Below are 19,116 nucleotides of genomic sequence, written 5' to 3'. Positions count from 1 at the left end.
TTGAGCCCCCTCCTTATAAGATCATTTCATACGGGTTTTCAAGAATGCGTTTTACTTCAGCCAAAAATTCTGCAGCAGGTGCTCCATCTATTACACGGTGATCAAAAGACAGGCTGGCTGTCATCATCGGCCGAATGACGATTTCCCCGTTGACTACTACAGGTTTTTCTTGGGTTCTACCAACACCTAAAATGGCTATTTCCGGCTGATTAATAATCGGTGTAAATACATCTATCGGATACATGCCGAGATTGCTGATCGTAAAGGTAGAGCCTTTAAGCTCGTCAGGCCGGAGTTTTTGTTCCCTTGCACGTTTGCTTAAATCTTTTGCTTCTGCACAAATAGCGGCCAATCCTTTCTGCTCAACTTGTTTAATTACCGGCACCATTAAACCGTCTTTTACCGCAACTGCCACTCCAACATTAACTTCATTTTTATAAATGATTTCATCATGCTCCAAATGAACGTTTACTTCAGGGAATCGTGATAAAGCTGTACCGACTGCTTTGATAATAATGTCTGTATAAGTTAAACGGAATCCAGTTTGTTTTTCGACAACCGGAAGAAGCGCTGTTCTCATTTCGATTGCTTTTGTCATATCAATATCGCTGGCCAATGTAACATGTGGAGCAGTAAATGCGCTTTGCACCATTCTGTCGGCAACCACTTTCCGCAATCCGGATAGTTTCTTCCGGACTTCAGGCTGCTGAGCTTTCTGACTTGATGCTTGAATGGCGTTGATAACATCCTGTTTCATCACCTTGCCTCCTGCACCTGAGCCTTGAAGCGCCTTCAAGTCTATATTCTCATGCTCTGCAATTTTTCTTGCCAGCGGCGATGCTTTCGGTTGTGCCTTTTCTGTTTCTAAATATTGCTTCACATCTTTAAGGTGTATGCGTCCTTTTGGCCCGCTTCCTACAATGTTTCGAAGATCCACTTGCGCTTCTTTTGCTAAACGTCTTGCGGCAGGTGTGGCTCGTACTTTACCATTCTCATTGCTTTTTACTTCGACAGCGTCTTCTTTTGTTTCAGACTGTTCAGTCTTTTCACCGGATTGTTCGTTTGATTCCTCTGATAAAGCCGGCGGCTCGTCAGGAACCTTTTCCCCCGGTTCGCCGATATATCCGATCACTTGATTGACCGGAATTTGGTCATCCGGTTGGAAATATTTTTTCAACAATATCCCTCTGTCATATGCCTCAACTTCAATATTGATTTTATCGGTCATTATCTCAAATAACGGTTCGCCGATATCAACGGATTCTCCTTCTTCTTTAAACCATTGAAGGAGTGTGCCGACTTCCATCGTACTGCTCAGCTTCGGCATAAAAATTTCTTTTGCCATCGGTTCTCCCCCCTTTTTATTTAAATTGAACCGTTTCTTTTACTGCTTTTATAATATCCGGTACTTGCGGGACAGCTGCTTTTTCTAGATTCGGATTATAAGGAATAGGGACAGGTAGCCCGCCAAGACGTTTGATTGGGGCATCGAGATAATCGAAGGCCTCGCTCTCTGCAATGACACTAGCGATTTCACCGCCATATCCTCCGCGTTTTACAGCTTCATGGACGACTACAACTCTACCTGTCTTTTTCACAGATTCGACGATCGTTTCTTCATCCAGCGGGACAAGTGTTCTTGGATCGACAATTTCGACGTCAATTCCTTCTTTTTCAAGCTCTTTTGCCGCTTCTAATGCTTTATGCACCATAATCGCTGTTGCAACAATCGTCACATCTTTACCTTCCCGTTTAATATCCGCTTTTCCTAATGGAATCGAGTATTGTTCTTCTGGAACGTGGCTTTTTGTTTTGTAAAGGAGTTTGTGTTCGTAGAAAATAACTGGATTATCATCGTCAATCGCTGCTTTTAATAATCCTTTTGCATCGTAAGCTGTTGACGGCTGTACGACTTTCAGCCCCGGAATGTGCGCCATCCAAGCTTCTAAACTTTGAGAATGCTGGGCAGCTGCGCCTGTACCTGATCCGGCAGGAGTTCTTACAACCATCGGAACTTTCCCCTTACCTCCGAACATGTATCGGAGCTTTGCAGCTTGGTTCACAAGCTGATCCATAGCGATTGTGATGAAATCTGAAAATTGAAGCTCCAAAATCGGCCGCATGCCTGTCAGCGCTGATCCGACAGCCGCACCAGCGATTGCCGCTTCAGAAATTGGCGTATTTCTCACGCGTTCCGGACCAAATTCCTCGATCATCCCCCGCGTGACACCAAATGCACCGCCGTAAACCCCGATATCCTCGCCTAATATATAAACATCTTCATTTTTTCTCATTTCTTGACTCATTGCTTCTCGAACTGCTTCTAAATAAGTGATCTCTCTCATCGCTTTTCCCCTCCCTAAATTTACGCATAAACGTCTTCAAGCAATGTATCAACAGACGGTTCTGGACTGTTTTCCGCAAATTTAACAGCGTCTTCAATTTCCTGGAATGCTTCTTCTCTCAGCTGTTCAGCCTTTTCTTCTGTTAATACTCCTTTGTCAATCAAGTACTCTTTAAACCGTTTGATCGGATCTTTTTTTCTCCACTCTTGCTCTTCTTCACGAGTGCGGTATTTTTTTGCATCGCTTTTTGAGTGGCCTTTCCATCGATATGTTTTTGCTTCAATCAGCACAGGGCCCTTCCCTGATCTGGCATGTTCAACCGCTTCATAAACTGTATTCATCACTTCAAGCATGTCGTTCCCATCGATTACTTTTCCTGGAATACCGTATGCTTGTGCACGATCCGCTATATTTTCAATATTGAACATTTCTTTCACAGATCCGCTCATTCCGTATTGGTTGTTCTCACAAAAGAACACAACTGGAAGATCCCAAATGGAAGCAAGGTTTAGCGATTCATGGAAGCTTCCTTCATTTGCTGCACCATCTCCGAAGAAGCACAATACAACATATCCTTCATTTTTCATCTTTGAAGTTAATGCCGCACCGACTGCCAGTGGTATGCCGCCGCCGACAATTCCATTTGCCCCTAGGTTTCCTTTCTCCACATCTGCAATGTGCATGGAACCGCCTTTCCCTTTACAGTATCCGGTCACTTTGCCAAACAGTTCGGCCATCATTCTATCGACTGTTGCACCTTTAGCAATGCAATGGCCGTGACCCCTGTGCGTGCTGGTAATTTTATCTTTCTCTTGTAAAACAGCAATGGCTCCTGCTGCTGTTGCTTCTTGTCCTACACAAAGGTGAGTCGTTCCATGAATCATCCCTTTTGCAAAAAATTGGTCGACTTTTTCATCAAAATATCGAATCAGCCACATTTGTTTATACAATTCAACTAATCTTTCATCCGTTATAAATGCTGGAAGTGCATGATTACTCATTTCTTCCACCTCTCCTTTACATTTGTTCTTTATAGTTACTTTTGTAATAAATATAGAGTTTTTTCCGAAAATAGTCAAGGAATATCTATATAAGCTTATTTATTGGAGTCTTTCAAAATAGTGGAAGTACTCAAGCTTCTTTCTTTTGTTTGGTAAACTAAAGATAATCGAGGGGCTGCAACCATGTTTTATGCAAAAAAAATGGCTGCCAATTTGTAGTTATGGCAGCTCAGCTCTTTTAGACAAAATCGAAATCAACCAGAGAAAAACGGTTTATTGTTTTTTACTTGATTTATTTAGGGACTTATCGAACCCCATCTTACACATATGATTAATTTTTTTAGGTCAAAGCATTTCCGCTGTTTTTTCATCTGTAATTAACACATTTATTAACTTCCCTTTTAAAACGGCTTTGATCGCATCGACTTTTTCCAGTCCTGCTGCCACTCCAATCACAAACGGAATTTCTTTTAATTTTTCAATATTAAAAGAAATGATTTTATCATTCCAAATATTTGAAGGGGCGCTTCCGTTTTCATCGATAAACTTATAGCAAATATCGCCAACAGCATCGAGTTCATTAAAATATTGTCTATATTTTTTTCCCAGCTCTGATCTCGTAATGGTTGAGTGTTTAGGTGAACCGCCGATTCCTACAAGGATGATATCCGCTTTTTCGGCAAGGTTAAAAATGCTTTGTATAGATGTTTGGGTCATAAACAATTCCTTATCTTTTTTGCTGTCAGCCATCACAGGGGCATGGAGAAGCTTATAATTTGCCTTCAATTTTTCAGCAAACATCGAAACAAGAACATTGGCATGTATATCTACCCGTTCATCCCCCATTCCTCCTACAATCGGAACAAAGGTCGTGGAGGAATAATTAAGGTTAGCTGGCATCTGCTTCGCAACAGAAAGCAATGTCGTGCCAGAAGAAACCCCGACAATTTGTCCGTCTTTCAATATCCTTAATAAATATTTGCTCGCATATTCCCCGATATTTTCCAAATCCGGTCCGTTTCCTAGATTCGGAACGCAAATGACTTCCCGAAGTCCATATTTTTTTTCAATTCTTGCTTCTATATTCATGAGAGGATGATGGGAGCCGTCATGAATTTTAATTTCAACAATTCCCAATTCTCTTGCTTTTGATAAATATTTTGAGATCAGCGACCGGCTTACACCGAACACTTTTGCGATTTCTGATTGTGTAGCTCCTTCCGCATAATACATATGAGAAATTTTCACAAGCAGCCTTCTATCTTCCAATAATTCCCACTTCTTTCTATAAAATCTAGGTTCGTATTAAATTATAATGGTAACAGAAAGAAAATTGTTATTTTTCAAAGCGAATTTCTTTTCCAACTTCGATATGTGGGAAAGTAAAAGGCTCGACAAAAACAGCTCCTGGAAGCACATGTTCATTTGGTTTGGAAAAATAGATCGAAATATGGCCTAATTCCTTTAAATTTTTGTTTGCTGCCGAGCCGACTGCTGTGATGAAATATTCTTGATCGCCCCATATAATTTTTCCGCCCTCAACAAGCGGCTCATCCGACACATCGCCTTCAAATTCATGAATAACAGATACTTCTCTAAGCTCTTGAGGAGCATTAGGCCCAAAGAGAATTAAAACTTTTTCTTCTTCAAATGATGGGACTAGAGTACCGATTTCACGAATAATCGTTTTCGACATCTTCTGATCCTCCTTGAAATCCTATTCATTATTGATACATGCCGATGCTTGCGGCATATGCGATTAAAACTGCAAGAACTCCTGTGATTAAACGGCTGTACAATACAGCTGGCACACCGTATTGAATCGTTTCTGGCTTCGCTTCTCCAAGAGACAAACCGACAGGGACAAAATCCGCACCAACTTGGCCATTAATGGCAAATAGAGCCGGCAAAGCAAATTGAGGCGGAATGTTGCCCGCTGCAATTTGGCTTCCAATTAATACCCCAATGACTTGCGCAATAACAGCTCCAGGACCTAACACCGGTGACAGAATCGGGATTGTACATACGATAACGATGACGATCAATCCCCATAAAGAACTGGCAAGAGGAGAAAGAGTATTAGCGATCAAATCACCGATTCCCGTATAATTAATTATACCTATTAACATACTAACAAAAGCCATAAATGGAATAATATTTTTAATCAGCATATCAACAGAATCGCGTCCCGCCTGATAAAAAGTACCAGTTACTTTTCCTATTCCTCTTGAAAACTTCATTAATATATTTTCATTGTTTTCACGGTGTTCCTTTTTTACTTGTTCGTATTGAGCTTTAAATGCTTCCTTATCCTTCACATTGAATTTTGGACTGTCTTCTTGCTGCTCCGTTTCCGAAGCATCCGTCTGAATGTTTTGTTCTTCTGCTTCGTCCGCAAGATAAATATCCTTCACAGTAACACCCGACACAAAAATATCTTCAGTAATATGTTTTGCCAAAGGACCAGAAGGTGAAGACGGGAGAATATCAACGGTTGGGATCCTTTTCATAGGATACAAACCAATTCTGGCTGTTCCGCCGCAGTCAATCACGACACACATCATTTCATCTTCCGGAACTGAATTTTTAAAACCATCTACAGCCTCTGTACCAGTTAATTCGGCTATTCTCGCTGCCACAGGATGGATGCCGCCGCCTGTAATAGATACAACTTTTTGTTTCTTTCCTTTTGGCTCAATGCGCAAACCCTTTCCCCAGCCGCCAGAACCTTTTGCAACAAAAACAGCTCGTTTTGACATATGTTCTCCTCCTCTTTAAAATTTGAACTCGCTTTCATCTTTGTCCAAAATTTAAGATTTCGCTTCCATTCTGCGCGCCAAAAATTTTGTTATATATTCCGTAATAATTCCGCGCAATAAAATAACTACGATCCCTACGAGAAAATAACGGACAGCAAGCTCTGACATAGAATAGCCGGCTTCTTTTATTCCGTTGGCTATTCCTAAATAGACAAATAATTCTCCTGCGTTTGCATACGGGAACAACGCCGTCACCGGATGAACAAACGATACAGCTGAATCATAAAACGCCGGTTTTTGCTTTTCTGGCAAAAAGCGTCCGAACGTATAACACATCGGGTTTGTTAACAGCAATACTGATAATATCGGCATGACAGTATATCGTAACAGCATATACTTCGAAGCAAATTGTATCGCTCTATTAACCCGCTCTTCACCAATAAATTTAATAACTGCATAAGTAAATGTAAGCAAAACAACCAAAGTCGGGATAATGCCTGTAAACATACCCATAAACGTTTCTCCGCCAGCCTGGAACATTCCGATAAAATGTTCACCAATCCATTTCAACCATTCCATCTTTCACTTCTCCTTTCAGCACATTTTATATTGAAAGCTTTTTCTTTGAAATGGAAACGATAGCATTTTCGGCCGCCATTGATAAAGCCGCCAAAAATGAAGGGATTTTCCTCTTCCTTCCTGCAGCATTTTCTGTGAATTCATGGTGATCATCCAAAATTTCAGCTACATGATGGCCAATGTATTTTTCATATTTTTTAAACTTTGAGAAAACTGAAATACCTTTTAGAATATAGCAATCTTCTATAACATAATCTTTGTTCACTACAATCATTGCCATAGCGCCGGGACTAAATTTTCGCCGATTCATGCCTGAGTACAAAAAATACCCTTCTTTGCCTTTGTAATGGCTTACAATTTTGTCGACATATTTTTTATAATGTCTGACTTGTATAATCGTCGCCACATATTGAATGAGCAAAATCATGGATAAAATGATTGCAAGCTTCAAAAAGAATCACCCCCTTTGCGCCGCACAAATGCATTTTTAGTTAGAAAAAAGATGATCTTGAAGAGATCTTAATTTCCAAACGGTTGTAGATGGATCTAACTCGACATCATCTAATGTTAAAAATTGACCTTGTTTAATGGAACGTTTTGCAACAATGTTTCCACTGATTAAACCGATTGGGATGTGTGAATTTTTCTTCATCTCTTGATGAGTTTCAAGCACGCCTCTTACTGAGTAGCCGCCGATGCCATCAATGGCTTCTCCTGCTTGAATATCGCGCTTGGCAACAGCGACTGTTTCTGAAACTGGCGCCCCTAATGGATGAATCGATGTATCGTGTTGCAATACTGCTTTTGCAATCGTAATAGGAGTTTCTAAACTTGCTAGATGATAAGGCCGGTAAAGAACGTAATGAGGGCCTTTGCCAACTTTCAAATATCTTAATTCTGCATCTACAGGTTCTAATTCGCTTTTCACAATGACAAACACGCCCGGTGCTAATCCGTTTACATATTCAACTACTCCGAATTGACTTAAAACACCGCCGTTTTCTTGTAAATTCAACTTGTCGGCAACCGTTTCCAAATTTGCTTCCACGCCGTGCATACCAACTTTATCTGGAATGAGGCCTGTAGCGTTGCTTAATAAATTCATTTCAGCCATTGTTTTTGTGCCGTCTTGGAACGCTGCAAGCATATGGGCGCTCATATGTTTTTGAGCAGCTTCTTCCTTGCATGTATCCGGATTGGCGTTTGGTATGAACGGGTTGTTTTTCCCTTTCCCAGCAACAAGCACTTCAAGACCCATTGTCTTCGCAAACTCATACAGTTCAAGCGTTGCTGCCGGTTCATCTCCCGCAGATCCTGTATAAACTAATCCGGCTGATGTAAACAAATTGTGCATAATTGATCCAATTGTAATATCTACTTCAACGTTAAGCAGTACTAAATGTTTTCTAGATCTTAATGCTTCCAGTGAAATGTTTGCACCAACTTCAGGAACCCCTGTAGCATCTACAATGACTTCTACTTCATCAGATTGAATCACTTTTCGGTAATCACTGCTGACAAGAACAGGATGTTTTTTCGTTAATTTCGATTGATAATAGCTGCTAGCTCTTTCTGCCGCTTCAATATTGACATCACAAATCCCTCTGACTACCATGCCAGGTATGCGTGAGATTTGGGAAATCAGACCGAATCCCATTTGACCTGCACCAACAACACCTACTTTAATTGGCTGGCCGTCACGTTCCCGTGAAAGCAACTCTTGATAAATAGACATGTTTCCAGCTCCTTCTAGGCAATTTTTTGTCGTATGTGCATGTACCCTGTAACATTTGTTACGGCTTATAACATTTGTTAATCGTTTGTAATCCTTATTATATTCCAGATGTTTAAAAAGTCAATAAATTCTTGAAAGTATTTTTCAAACTTTTTATACTTTGAAATACATATTAAAATTTGGTTATAATGATTTAAATCGTTGAAGATGTTTTATCAATTGTTGGCATTTAGAAACATTTTTATAGAAGGAAATGAATGCAGCTTTGAATAATATACTTAGTGTAGAGAAGGATTTTGGAGAATTCATCCTTCATAAAAAGAGGTGAAGAACGTGGAAATTAAAGAAATGGAAGCAACGTTATTTTGTATTCATTGCAATGAGGAACAAGATCACATCATTACTTACATTAACGATAAAATTTCAAGGATAGAATGTGCAAACTGCCATCACACAGTTGAAATAAAAATTGATTTATTAAACGAATTTTACCATGAGGTGTATGAAAAAATTGTTCATAAACCGGCTGAGATTACAGAGGAATACCGGAATGACCTCAGTAAATTTTTGCTTTCCCTTCCGATCCGGATCATAAAAAAGCCTTACAGCATTTATAAATATATGAAGCAAACACGAGATGTTTTCAAAACATTTAAAGAGAAGCAAAAACGGAAAAAGTAGCTTTTTTCGGCTTTCCATGCAGTTTAAATCTCCGAATCCCTTAAATGTTTACAGCCTCTTTACCTGGATTTATGCCGATTAATTGCCGGTAGTTAATAAAAAAGCAATACGGCAATTTCAACGAAATTTTTCTCCATTTTCCCCCATTTAGCTTGACGAGCAGAAAACGTTAATTTTGAATTAATAAAAAAGGGGTAGCAGCTTTTAGAAGAGAATATAATAAGTATGAATAGCCAAAGATTTATTCGGCATAAGTAGACATGGTTCGACTTAGTGATGTAAAATGATTCTGAATAGGGGAAACATGTTTTCTAGTCATTTCTTCGGAATGGAGCTTTCCCTTATTAATATTTTGTATTTTCATGCATTTGCAAATGAATTTGATTTAAAATTGGACTTTTACGTTTACTTTTTTTAATTGCGATTATGTTGTTTCTAAATAAAAACAAACATTTGGGTTAAAAGGGTTCTATACCAAATGTTGAGGTAGAAGAAATTTCTTAAAAAATAAAAAAGCATTTACGAAATGCTCTCTTTTATAATGAAAGTGGCAAAACCTCATTAAAAAGGAGACTTCGTAAATGCAAGACTATTTGCATCCCAGAGCTGATTGGATTGGAAAATGTAATGGCGTCAAAGATTGTGGAGACAGATACGCACCTTGAATTTTTCTCGAAACCAAACCTTGTTATCAACATGGCCCTCAATGCTGGAAGAGGCAAGATCCATTCATGATTATGTCTGCAGAAGATTCGAGATATCAAGTTTCGTGGAATGTATGCGTACCTCATTCTGAAAAAGCGTCGTTATAAATGTACATCTTGCGGAAAACGTTTCTTTGAATTATATGCCTTTTAGGGCGTTATCAGCGTCATACGAAATTTGTCCTTCAAGCTCTTCTTATCAAAAGGAGAACGGCCAATTTTAAGGAAGTGTCTAAAGATATTGGATGATGATACTCAACGGTTATTCGATATTTTGACCGTTATGATACTTATGAAAGCCACTCATTACCACGAATTTTAGCCCTTGATGAGATCAAGTGGACAACCGAAAAAGGAACATATCAATGTGTCATTGGTGACCCTCAAGGCTACAAGGTATTGGATGTCATTCAAGACTGAAAGTTGGTCCAAGTTAAAAGATTATTTTCGCTCTTTACCGATTTATCGTATTCAAATGGTAGTCATGGATATGTGGCAGCCGTATAAAATTTTGGCCCAACAACTCTTTCAAAATTCGATTATCATCGTGGATCAATTCCATTATGCGCGCCAAAACTTTTGGGCACTCGAACCAAGACAAAGATCGAAACTCGATGAAAAAGTTGCGGTTTCTCTTCCATAAATCGAAAAAAAAGCTCATCACACGTAAACAGGAACTCTCAATATTATTTAGAGTTGCCCCCGATTTAAGGAAAGCTTACCAAGTGATAGAAGTCTTTAAAAAATAGATGACACAAAATAATGAGCGAAATGCAAGGTCAAACTTAGAACTGCTGTATTAAGCTATTGATAAATCGGGACTGAATGAGAAACGAATCTTTAAAAGCTGGGAAAAAGAAATTATCCATTCATTTATTTATCCCTACACCAACGGTTATTTAGAAGGGATTGACAATAAAATTAAAGTGATGAAACGAATTTCTTATGGTATTCGCAACTTTGATCGACTCAGAAATAAGATATTATGCTCACTTATCTAACTTTCATACATATAAAAGAGGTGCTCTTCACATCAAGTACACCCAATAATTGACATAGAACCGTTAAAGGAAGGTGAAATGATCATGATGATTGGTGATCGCATAAAGCAGCTTAGAAAAAACAAAGGTCTTACGCTATCTGAACTGGCTGAACAAGCAGGGGTGGCAAAATCTTATTTAAGTTCTATCGAACGGAATCTTCAATCAAACCCCTCTGTCCATTTCTTGGAAAAAATATCATCCGTTTTAGATGTTCCTGTTAATACATTAATAAATGGGGAAAATGAAGAAAATACGAATGTTCTTGATCCTGAATGGATGTTATTAGTGCAGGAAGCAATGAATTCCGGAGTATCGAAAGAAGAATTCCGTCAGTTTTTAGAATTTACAAAAAAATGGAAATTACAGGAAAAGAAAGATCTAAATGTTAACTAAAATTTTTATATTTGTTTAGAAAAATGAACCTCTCTTCGGTTATGATTTTTTTGCTTATATTCCGCAAGGGCGGCAGAATATTTTAATACATTGCGACAGAATATTCCTTCCATGGAAGTAAGATCAGAACGACATGATGGGCACAACCATTTTCTTTCAGAGCAGCTGCTATATGAAAAACGCAGACAATTAGGACAATATTTTTTGTACACCGCTTCCTCCAAGCGCTTCATAACTCATGAAGCTGATCTTTATGTTTATTTCGTTTTTGAAAGAAAAAAATGGCTCCCATCGCGAAAAACATTATCCCAACAAGAATAAATGCATAAAAGTTTGTCGCAGTATTTGGCAAAAGTAAACCTTCATTATTCCCGCTGCCATACGTTTGAATACTGCCTAAAGAAGAATTTGCCTGAAAAACAATTTTAAAAGAAGTTTCTAACCCTTGATATTCATTTCCTAACTGTTCAGGAAATGTGATTAAAAATGTCAACTGGTCTTCTTTGGAACTTTGGATATTTCGCGGTGTAAAACCTTTAAAATCTTTTAACAATCCTTTAAACAAAAGATTTTTTTGACCATCTTTAACCTCTAAAGTTAAAGCATCAAATAATTTTTTTGATCCTTTTATATTTTCAATTAAAGTATTATATTGTATATCAGCATTTTCAACATTCTCGATAATGACCGTTCTTTCAGCCCAATCGCCTGGTTTCATGTTTTCTACTTGAAATAGCATATGGTTTGAATGAAGATTTTTTAAAGCGATACCTATTTGTGTTTCAGCGCTGAAATTTTGAACTTGCATTATGAGCCAGACAAATAAAAAACATATGAAACATCGTCCAATTGATTTGACCATGTATTTCCTCCATTATTGATTTTGAGAATGGTTGAAGTCTTCTTTTGCAGTTGATTGCTTCAAATTTTTATCAATTTCTGCAAGTGCCCGAAAAATGCTGATTAATGAGTAGCTGAACAGAATAATGCCTGGTATGATTAAAAGAATAACGCTTCCTTGTTTAGAATTGGCGAAATTCATAAAATAGCCAATATATGGGATGGTAATGCCTGTATATTTAGCAACAACATTTTTACTTAACACAAGTTCGGAATCTGCTTCCTCATTATTATCCCCTTTTGTCTGGTACATAACTTCATTGCCATTTTTGACAACCTTTATAATTCTATGTGTTACAAACACGTTTTCATCTGCTTGAAATGTAATGATGTCGCCTTCTTTGTATTTTTCCGTTTCTTTTTCAGGTTTTACAACGATCACGGAACCAGTCTGTATACTAGGTTCCATTGATCCTGAAAGAACAATTTTTAATTGATGTCCGAAAAATTTAGGCTCCCCGCCTGAAGCTTTTGACGAAATGACTGTGAATAACATGATGATTAATGAAGCCAGCAGCATGACCGATATCGTGTTGCTGATCCATTTAACAACTTTTTTCATTTTTTTACCCATTCCTTTCGCTTTGCTCAAGACACAAAACGTAATGAAATAATTGTAATCACTTTACTGTAAAGGTGGTTCGTTTTGCTCTAAAGCATTTGAAACTTGTTCTTGTTTTGCTGATTGCTGTTCTTTCAGGTGAATGTCATTTGATTTTGTTTCGGTTTTATTCTGTTCTATTTGTTGCGCTCCATTTTCTTTCATTTCATCTTTTGAATGATTTTCTTGATTCTCATTTTCTTTCATTAACGTTTCGTTGGATTGCTCTTTCTTTACTTCGTTTTCTTTCCCATTATTTTCCCGTATAGGTTCTTCCACTGGAAGTTGTTTTTGTTCTTGTTTCGAATGTTCGGATGGTTGAGCTGCCTTATCTTCATTAAGGTTTTGATCTGAGTCATTCGCAGGTTGATCAAGTTGTTCGTTCTTTTTGCAAATTACTTGAATGTTTTTGCTCCAAACATCATCATTTGTATTCATTAAAACGTTAAATTTATAATTTCCAGGTTTTTCGGCATTGTATGCTAATTGGAATTGACTCTTACTTTTTAATGCTGGAATCTTTCCTTGACTTATTTTTTCTCCATTCATTGGATCTCCTTGAGCAATGAAATATATTTCATAATGCAATGCTTCCGCTAAATCATCCCCTTCATTTTGAGCAACAGAAGATATTCGAACTTTCCCGCACGATTGAATGACCTTGTCTTTATCGTCCACAAAGCGCAGCAGAATGGATTTGTCCTCTTCAGGAATTGTTGCAGCAAGAAAACCGGTTATGGCTACTGTTTTATTAAAACTGGCCCCGGTGTAGGAACTAGCAAAGTTGAATGTTATGAAAAGAAAGTAACAAATTGCGACGATTTTGAACATTATTATCAAATGCATTTTCTTTTGCCCAAATTTTTTTACTCGTGAGTACCGAATTTCTCTCACCACCGTTTCAACTTTTAGCAATCAAGGGAAGTTGGCAGTTCCCCGCCTTCTCCCCTATATTGATAGCTATCTTGCTTCACCTGCTTCTTGCTTCGCGTCAAATTTCCAAGTTAGTTTTAAAGAATCGCCTTGGAAACGATTTTGATCTTGATTGTTGTCTACAAAGACGAATTTAACTTTGAACTTATCCGTTTCATTTGGATCTAAACCGCCAATATTCCACCAGAGCCATTTATCCTGCACTAAATCCGGCTTTAGATTTTTAAGCTGTGCCAACGTTTTTTCATAAACAATAACTTCCTTATTGCTCACATTCTTTAAAATTTGCACCTTAATATGATTGCCGAAATCATCGCCGTTATTGTCATTTTTCGCATCCGTTACAGTATAATCTGTCTCAAGAAGAACTTTAGAAATACCCAAACTTCCGCTGTTCTTTAATGTGAATTCACGCTCCATCCAATCCCCAGGCTTTAAGTTGTTGACATTAATAATTGTTTGCGGATCAAGAGTTAAATCTAATGTACCTGCTGCAAATGTGTTATTGGAGGTTTCAACATCATTAAAGTAGGCATATGTACCTCCCCCGATTAAAGATAAACCTAAAGCCGCAGTTGCTACACCCATTCCCAACTTTTGTTTAATACCCATTTTTTAAATCCTCCTCATAAGAAATATAATTAAGACTGCGTTCTTTATAACGAACACAACTTAAATATAATTGAACTCTATCATGTTGTAAACCCCTTTTTTAAAAATATTTTTATTTTTTTTTACAAATAAATCGTTCTTTATAATGAATTGTTAGAATAATGCAGTTATCTCTTGAATAAAACTATTAAATTAGAAGTATATCAGTAAAAGGTTATTTACTAATTTTTAAGGCTCATTTCCCATTCTGATAATCAAACAATTCAAGAAAAGGATTATAAACGCAGCTTGCGATCTAACTTTCATACGAGGCGCGCTGCAAGGGCACCTCAATAATTCACGTAGAATCTATAAAAAAAATAGCAGCACAAACCATGGCCGTGGTCTGCACTACTATTGTTAGTATGTTTTTTCAGCCCTTTTGTTTATGGACTGCCGTTATCCGTTGATTGCTTTTCAGATTGTGATTTTCCGTTCGGATTGGTTGTGCCGGCTCCTTTTCCTGGACCATTATTACTGCTTGATCCGCTGCCATTCCCGTTGCTATTCGAGCCGCCGTTTCCGTTATTATTTGATCCGTCAGTTCCGTTATTTCCTCCTGGTGGTTTTTGGCCGTTTCCTTGGTCGCTGCCGTTGTTAGCTGGCGGTTGTGGCTGCGGCTGTTCATTGGCAGGAGGCTGATTTGGCTGCTCTATTTCTTTATTATCTTCAGGCTGCTCTTTGTTGTCCTCAGAATTTTCTTGCTGCTCTTTATCCATGTCATTTTGATTGTTCTCTTCTTTTGGCTCCTGATTTTCCTCTTCTTGTTTTTGCTCCTGTTCATTATCTTTTACTTGATCCTGTTTTTGATCCTCTTTTTTATCCTTTTCTTTTTGTTTTGGAATTGCTGGGATTGGAGTTCCCCTTACAAATAATTCAGTTCGGCCGCCAACCACTCTTTCGACGACACTGTCCGGTTTTTCAAAATCAGGTGTTTCTATTTTTTCAGAAACGTGAGACATGATTTCTTTAAAAATAAGTCTTGAAATCTTCGCCTTCTCGTTTGTCACATACGTTTCCTGAGTCGTCTGGTCGTATCCCGTCCAAACCGCAGCCGCATAACGAGTCGTGTAGCCGACAAACCAGGCATCAGATGTTCCATCTCCTCGTATATTTTCCGGCAAGTTGGTTGTTCCTGTTTTTCCTGCTAGTGGAAGTCCTGGGATGTTCGCCAGTCGCCCTGTTCCTTCTTTCACGACGGTTTTCAACATATCGGTCATCATGTAGGCGGTATAGTCGCTCATCGCCTTCACCGGTTTGGAAGAAAGATCGATTTCTTTACCGTTTGGATAGACGACTTTCCTTACCGTAAAAGGCTTATGATAAACGCCCTCATTTCCAAAAGCGGCATACGCCCCAGCCAATTGAAGCGGGGACACACCTTTATTAAAGCCTCCGATCGCATATGAAGGATAGATCTGATCGAGCGGGATTCCGAGTTTTTCCGCAAATTCTTTTGCCCGGTCTTCCCCTACCTCCAAAAATGCTTTTACAGCCGGTATATTGTAAGACCATTGTAACGCTTTTCGCATCGATATACTGCCGCGATATTGACCGTCCCAGTTTTTGATTTCTTTGCCATGGATGGTGAGCGGCTCGTCAATGAACTGTTTATATGTAGACCATTTGAAATGTTCGATTCCCGGGCCGTAATCCAAGATCGGCTTAATCGTCGAACCTGGCTGTCTTTTCGTTTGTGTTGCGTAGTTAAAACCTCTTTGTACTTCTTGATCTGAGTTGCGGTTTCCGCCAATTGCCCTGACGGCGCCAGTCTGTGTATCAAGTAGCACGACTCCTGCCCGGAACTGATCGTCTGGATAATAAATGTATTGATCAGTTGTCAGCACTTTTTCTGTAAATTTTTGAGCATCCGGATCAAGGGTTGTATAAATTTTTAAACCGCCCGTATAGATATCCTTTTCCGATATTCCGGCATCAACTATATCTTTGATGACTTGATCGATAAACGCTTGATATTTCGGCCCTTCTTTTTTCTTCTTTAATAGTTTCTCAACCGGGATCGCTTTCGCATCTTGCTCTTCTTTTTCGGTAATAAAGCCATACTTCCTCATTAACGACAATACTATATTTCTTCTTTTTTCAGCTAAATCCGGATTTTTAAATGGATCGTATTCGCTCGGTCTTTGCGGCAGCCCCGCCAACAGCGCAGCTTCACTAATCGTCAGCTTTTTCACGGATTTGTTAAAATATGTTTCTGCCGCTGTCGCAACCCCGTATGCTCCTTGACCGAAATACACTTTATTTAAATACATTTCAAGAATTTCTTCTTTTGAGTAGCGTCGTTCCAACTGAACAGCCAAGTAAGCTTCTTGTATTTTTCGCTTGAGCGTTTTTTCAGGCGTTAAGAATGAATTTTTGACTACCTGCTGGGTAATCGTACTTCCGCCTTCAGCGCCGAATCCTTCTTTTACATTCGCAACGGTTGCACCTGCGATTCGTTTAAAATCGATTCCATTATGCTCAAAAAACCGCACATCTTCTGTTGCGATAAACGCATTTTGTACATTTTTCGGTATATTTTCGATTTTGATGATTTTCCGATGTTCGCTTCCTGAAATATCTCGCACTTTTTCATTATACATATCATAAACGGTTGAGGATAACGGATCTTTCAGTAATTTCGGGTCTAGTGCAGGGGCGCTTATAATGTAAGACAATACCACGATACCGCCCGCAGTCATCATTACGATAATCGCAAGAATAAAGGCTGTCATGATTTTTATGAGCGGAGATTTTTTAGAAGCTGATTTCTTTTTTTGACGTTTCTCCATACGCGTCTGATATTGATCTCCCATTTCCGTCTCCTCCTAACCTGTATAGAAGGTAATCTATAAATAATACACGATTAAGATTATACGGATGACGAGAAGATTTTTGTGGTGGAATTTGTCGGCAACAGACAATTTTTTTTACAAAAAAATTATAACACTTATTTGAACTACTCTTAAAATAAAACACTTTTTAGAATAGTACCCCTGTTTTGAAAAAGATTTGCGGACCTTCATAACATTCCTCTTCATTTAGTAAGTGTTTTATCGAACAGATCGTAATAAGTTCCTACTAAATAGAGGAAGAATCGACCTTATCTTTGCTCCGTAAATATCTTCGAAGTTCAAGAGTATTGCTATTTACCATAAATTGTAACAGTTTTATAGCAATGAGTTTTTTCATTATTCTTTGATGAATCGAAAGAATATTATATACTAGAAACCAGTAGCATTGCATTAAGTTAATTTTAATTTGTCAAGCCCAATTTTATGTTAAATTTCATCTTTTTGGATATAAAAAAACTCCTTATAATTAGGATTGGCAGTCCTATCCAAATCCTAAGAATAAGGAGAAACCATTATGGATAAGAATACCACAGAATCCACAATAAATGAACTATTTAAAGAGATCGATCCAATAACTTTTTCAAAACTAATTAATGTGATTGACGTTGACAAATACATTAAAAAATTAACAGCGTATAAGTTTTTACAACTTTGTATCATCGCTCAGATAAATGAATTGGAAAGCTTAACAAAATTGGCCAAACATTTGAAAGACAAGGAAGAGTTGCAGACATATCTGGAATTTGATGCAATTAGTACTTCGCAACTTTCTCGCAAATTAGGCCAATTATCCCCTCAACTGTTTGAAAAAGTATTTAAATATCTGGTCTTAAAGATCCAAGGGCAAATGAAAAATGCCCCGATCATCCGAAACATTGGTCGTCTTCTGGTCATTGATTCTACCACGATGAGCATGAGTTTGAGCCAATATCCATGGGCAACTTTTCGTAAGACAAAGGCTGGTGTTCGACTCCATTTAAAGGTTGTTGTAACGAAGGATATCACTGTTCCGGATCAAGGGATTATCTTACCCGCGAAACATGCCGATCGCACACAGATGGACGAACTCATTGAAATCGATCCAAATGCGATTTACTTGTTTGATCGAGGGTATGTCGATTACAAACAGTTCGACCGCTTATGCCGAGAAGGGGTGCGATTCATTACCCGGCTTAAAAAGAACGCAGAGATTGAAGTTTTATCGGAACGGATTCCCAATCCAGAACGTTTGATTTATAGGGATCAGATTGTCATTTTAGGAAATGACCGTAATCATACCAAAATGACTCATCCTCTCCGATTGATCGAAACGGTCGACAGCGAAGGGAATCCCGTGATCATCATAACCAATTGCTTTGATCTTTCTGCGGAAGAGATTGCAGATTTATACCGATATCGCTGGAAGATAGAGACCTTCTTTAAATGGATGAAACAGCACCTTAAGATAAAAAGATTTTATGGAAAAAGTCAAAATGCCGTTTACAATCAAATTTGGATCGCCCTAATCACCTATTGCTTACAGGCCATGCTCCAATTAAAAGTGAATCACGATGGTCCTTTATTAGAGATCAAGCGAACTTTACAGAATCTGCTTTTTAAAGGTTTTGACTGTTTTGTTCGCTCCCTTTTTAAAAAGCCAATTCGAACGTCCAACGGTCGGAAAAAATACGATTGGGAAAAAGATTTTGAAACCATCGTGTACCAATTTGAAGAAGGGGAGGTGGAACACCTAGACGATTTAGTTTATGATCCAATGTTTCTGTAATATATTACCAAATTGTGGAAATGGACTGCCGATTAAGACGTCATTGTCCTTTTAAGCTTGCTTAGAAAGATTGTATGTCTGAATATTCAGTTACATGAAATAACTGGAATTTTTATTGAGCTTGACAAACATTAAATTTTTTTATGCAACGCTACTGACTAGAAACATATT

At 38.2% G+C, this 19,116-nt stretch carries 20 protein-coding genes; 6 read left to right on the top strand and 14 right to left on the bottom strand.

Annotated elements, in window-relative coordinates:
- Window positions 1-13: 13 nt before the first annotated feature.
- The 9 genes from NSS70_RS03060 to NSS70_RS03020 all read right to left on the bottom strand — a co-directional run bounded on the left by NSS70_RS03060 (window position 14) and on the right by NSS70_RS03020 (window position 8,419).
- A complete protein-coding gene (locus NSS70_RS03060; RefSeq protein ID WP_340880911.1) occupies window positions 14-1,345 on the bottom strand; it encodes a dihydrolipoamide acetyltransferase family protein in 1,332 nt (443 codons plus the stop codon).
- Window positions 1,346-1,361: 16 nt separating this feature from the next.
- Entirely contained in the window at window positions 1,362-2,345 is a 984-nt protein-coding gene (locus NSS70_RS03055; RefSeq protein ID WP_063386333.1) for an alpha-ketoacid dehydrogenase subunit beta, read from the bottom strand.
- A gap of 20 nt (window positions 2,346-2,365) precedes the next feature.
- Window positions 2,366-3,346, bottom strand: coding sequence for a pyruvate dehydrogenase (acetyl-transferring) E1 component subunit alpha (gene pdhA, locus NSS70_RS03050; protein WP_340880909.1), 981 nt, complete (start codon window positions 3,344-3,346; stop codon window positions 2,366-2,368).
- A 345-nt stretch (window positions 3,347-3,691) separates the two neighbouring features.
- Entirely contained in the window at window positions 3,692-4,594 is a 903-nt protein-coding gene (locus NSS70_RS03045) for a sugar-binding transcriptional regulator (RefSeq protein ID WP_339194163.1), read from the bottom strand.
- An 88-nt stretch (window positions 4,595-4,682) separates the two neighbouring features.
- Complete coding sequence (locus NSS70_RS03040; protein ID WP_063386335.1) at window positions 4,683-5,042, bottom strand: PTS glucitol/sorbitol transporter subunit IIA; 360 nt, start codon at window positions 5,040-5,042, stop codon at window positions 4,683-4,685.
- 28 nt (window positions 5,043-5,070) lie between these two features.
- Window positions 5,071-6,105: a PTS glucitol/sorbitol transporter subunit IIB gene (gene srlE / locus NSS70_RS03035; RefSeq protein ID WP_327848374.1), complete on the bottom strand. Its 1,035-nt coding sequence runs from the start codon at window positions 6,103-6,105 to the stop codon at window positions 5,071-5,073.
- Window positions 6,106-6,156: 51 nt separating this feature from the next.
- Entirely contained in the window at window positions 6,157-6,684 is a 528-nt protein-coding gene (srlA, locus tag NSS70_RS03030) for a PTS glucitol/sorbitol transporter subunit IIC (protein WP_066246929.1), read from the bottom strand.
- 25 nt (window positions 6,685-6,709) lie between these two features.
- Window positions 6,710-7,135, bottom strand: a complete 426-nt coding sequence (locus tag NSS70_RS03025) for a transcriptional regulator GutM (protein ID WP_339198660.1) — start codon at window positions 7,133-7,135, stop codon at window positions 6,710-6,712.
- A 36-nt stretch (window positions 7,136-7,171) separates the two neighbouring features.
- Window positions 7,172-8,419: an NAD(P)H-dependent oxidoreductase gene (locus tag NSS70_RS03020; RefSeq protein ID WP_340789546.1), complete on the bottom strand. Its 1,248-nt coding sequence runs from the start codon at window positions 8,417-8,419 to the stop codon at window positions 7,172-7,174.
- A gap of 333 nt (window positions 8,420-8,752) precedes the next feature.
- Between NSS70_RS03020 and NSS70_RS03015 the strand changes: the two genes are divergently transcribed.
- From NSS70_RS03015 to NSS70_RS03000, 5 genes are all read left to right on the top strand, one after another.
- Window positions 8,753-9,100 (top strand): hypothetical protein, encoded by a 348-nt coding sequence (locus tag NSS70_RS03015; RefSeq protein ID WP_063386339.1) that lies wholly within the window; start codon window positions 8,753-8,755, stop codon window positions 9,098-9,100.
- Window positions 9,101-9,841: 741 nt separating this feature from the next.
- Window positions 9,842-9,958, top strand: coding sequence for a transposase family protein (locus tag NSS70_RS20750; protein ID WP_144597273.1), 117 nt, complete (start codon window positions 9,842-9,844; stop codon window positions 9,956-9,958).
- Window positions 9,959-10,132: 174 nt separating this feature from the next.
- On the top strand, window positions 10,133-10,447 hold the full coding sequence (locus NSS70_RS03010; RefSeq protein WP_144597200.1) for a transposase: 315 nt from the start codon (window positions 10,133-10,135) through the stop codon (window positions 10,445-10,447).
- A gap of 163 nt (window positions 10,448-10,610) precedes the next feature.
- A complete protein-coding gene (locus NSS70_RS03005; protein WP_094246425.1) occupies window positions 10,611-10,805 on the top strand; it encodes a transposase in 195 nt (64 codons plus the stop codon).
- Between the two features lie 87 nt (window positions 10,806-10,892).
- Entirely contained in the window at window positions 10,893-11,240 is a 348-nt protein-coding gene (locus NSS70_RS03000) for a helix-turn-helix domain-containing protein (protein ID WP_094246424.1), read from the top strand.
- A gap of 229 nt (window positions 11,241-11,469) precedes the next feature.
- Here NSS70_RS03000 and NSS70_RS02995 read toward each other — a convergent pair whose 3' ends face one another.
- The 5 genes from NSS70_RS02995 to NSS70_RS02975 form a co-directional block, all read right to left on the bottom strand.
- A complete protein-coding gene (locus tag NSS70_RS02995; protein WP_094245062.1) occupies window positions 11,470-12,102 on the bottom strand; it encodes an LPXTG cell wall anchor domain-containing protein in 633 nt (210 codons plus the stop codon).
- Window positions 12,103-12,114: 12 nt separating this feature from the next.
- Complete coding sequence (gene sipW / locus NSS70_RS02990; protein WP_094245061.1) at window positions 12,115-12,702, bottom strand: signal peptidase I SipW; 588 nt, start codon at window positions 12,700-12,702, stop codon at window positions 12,115-12,117.
- Between the two features lie 63 nt (window positions 12,703-12,765).
- Window positions 12,766-13,635 (bottom strand): amyloid fiber anchoring/assembly protein TapA, encoded by an 870-nt coding sequence (gene tapA, locus NSS70_RS02985; protein ID WP_144597196.1) that lies wholly within the window; start codon window positions 13,633-13,635, stop codon window positions 12,766-12,768.
- Window positions 13,636-13,701: 66 nt separating this feature from the next.
- Window positions 13,702-14,286, bottom strand: coding sequence for a CalY family protein (locus tag NSS70_RS02980; protein WP_339210942.1), 585 nt, complete (start codon window positions 14,284-14,286; stop codon window positions 13,702-13,704).
- 425 nt (window positions 14,287-14,711) lie between these two features.
- A complete protein-coding gene (locus tag NSS70_RS02975; protein WP_340880908.1) occupies window positions 14,712-17,141 on the bottom strand; it encodes a PBP1A family penicillin-binding protein in 2,430 nt (809 codons plus the stop codon).
- A 553-nt stretch (window positions 17,142-17,694) separates the two neighbouring features.
- On the opposite strand from NSS70_RS02975, the gene NSS70_RS02970 reads away from it, so the two are divergent.
- Window positions 17,695-18,945: an IS4 family transposase gene (locus tag NSS70_RS02970; protein WP_340733408.1), complete on the top strand. Its 1,251-nt coding sequence runs from the start codon at window positions 17,695-17,697 to the stop codon at window positions 18,943-18,945.
- Window positions 18,946-19,116 lie beyond the last annotated feature (171 nt).

This window comes from Aeribacillus sp. FSL K6-2848 (assembly GCF_038004325.1).
Taxonomy (GTDB): domain Bacteria; phylum Bacillota; class Bacilli; order Bacillales; family Aeribacillaceae; genus Aeribacillus; species Aeribacillus composti.
Note: the sequence above shows the minus strand (reverse complement) of the source record. Positions and strands in the feature narration are given on the sequence as shown.

Coding starts and splice junctions, on each gene's coding strand:
- NSS70_RS03060 (WP_340880911.1), bottom strand. CDS start 1,345: ATGGCAAAAGAAATTTTTATGCCGAAGCTGAGCAGTACGATGGAAGTC.
- NSS70_RS03055 (WP_063386333.1), bottom strand. CDS start 2,345: ATGAGAGAGATCACTTATTTAGAAGCAGTTCGAGAAGCAATGAGTCAA.
- pdhA (WP_340880909.1), bottom strand. CDS start 3,346: ATGAGTAATCATGCACTTCCAGCATTTATAACGGATGAAAGATTAGTT.
- NSS70_RS03040 (WP_063386335.1), bottom strand. CDS start 5,042: ATGTCGAAAACGATTATTCGTGAAATCGGTACTCTAGTCCCATCATTT.
- srlE (WP_327848374.1), bottom strand. CDS start 6,105: ATGTCAAAACGAGCTGTTTTTGTTGCAAAAGGTTCTGGCGGCTGGGGA.
- srlA (WP_066246929.1), bottom strand. CDS start 6,684: ATGGAATGGTTGAAATGGATTGGTGAACATTTTATCGGAATGTTCCAG.
- NSS70_RS03020 (WP_340789546.1), bottom strand. CDS start 8,419: ATGTCTATTTATCAAGAGTTGCTTTCACGGGAACGTGACGGCCAGCCA.
- NSS70_RS03010 (WP_144597200.1), top strand. CDS start 10,133: ATGAGATCAAGTGGACAACCGAAAAAGGAACATATCAATGTGTCATTG.
- NSS70_RS03000 (WP_094246424.1), top strand. CDS start 10,893: ATGATTGGTGATCGCATAAAGCAGCTTAGAAAAAACAAAGGTCTTACG.
- NSS70_RS02995 (WP_094245062.1), bottom strand. CDS start 12,102: ATGGTCAAATCAATTGGACGATGTTTCATATGTTTTTTATTTGTCTGG.
- sipW (WP_094245061.1), bottom strand. CDS start 12,702: ATGAAAAAAGTTGTTAAATGGATCAGCAACACGATATCGGTCATGCTG.
- NSS70_RS02980 (WP_339210942.1), bottom strand. CDS start 14,286: ATGGGTATTAAACAAAAGTTGGGAATGGGTGTAGCAACTGCGGCTTTA.
- NSS70_RS02975 (WP_340880908.1), bottom strand. CDS start 17,141: ATGGGAGATCAATATCAGACGCGTATGGAGAAACGTCAAAAAAAGAAA.
- NSS70_RS02970 (WP_340733408.1), top strand. CDS start 17,695: ATGGATAAGAATACCACAGAATCCACAATAAATGAACTATTTAAAGAG.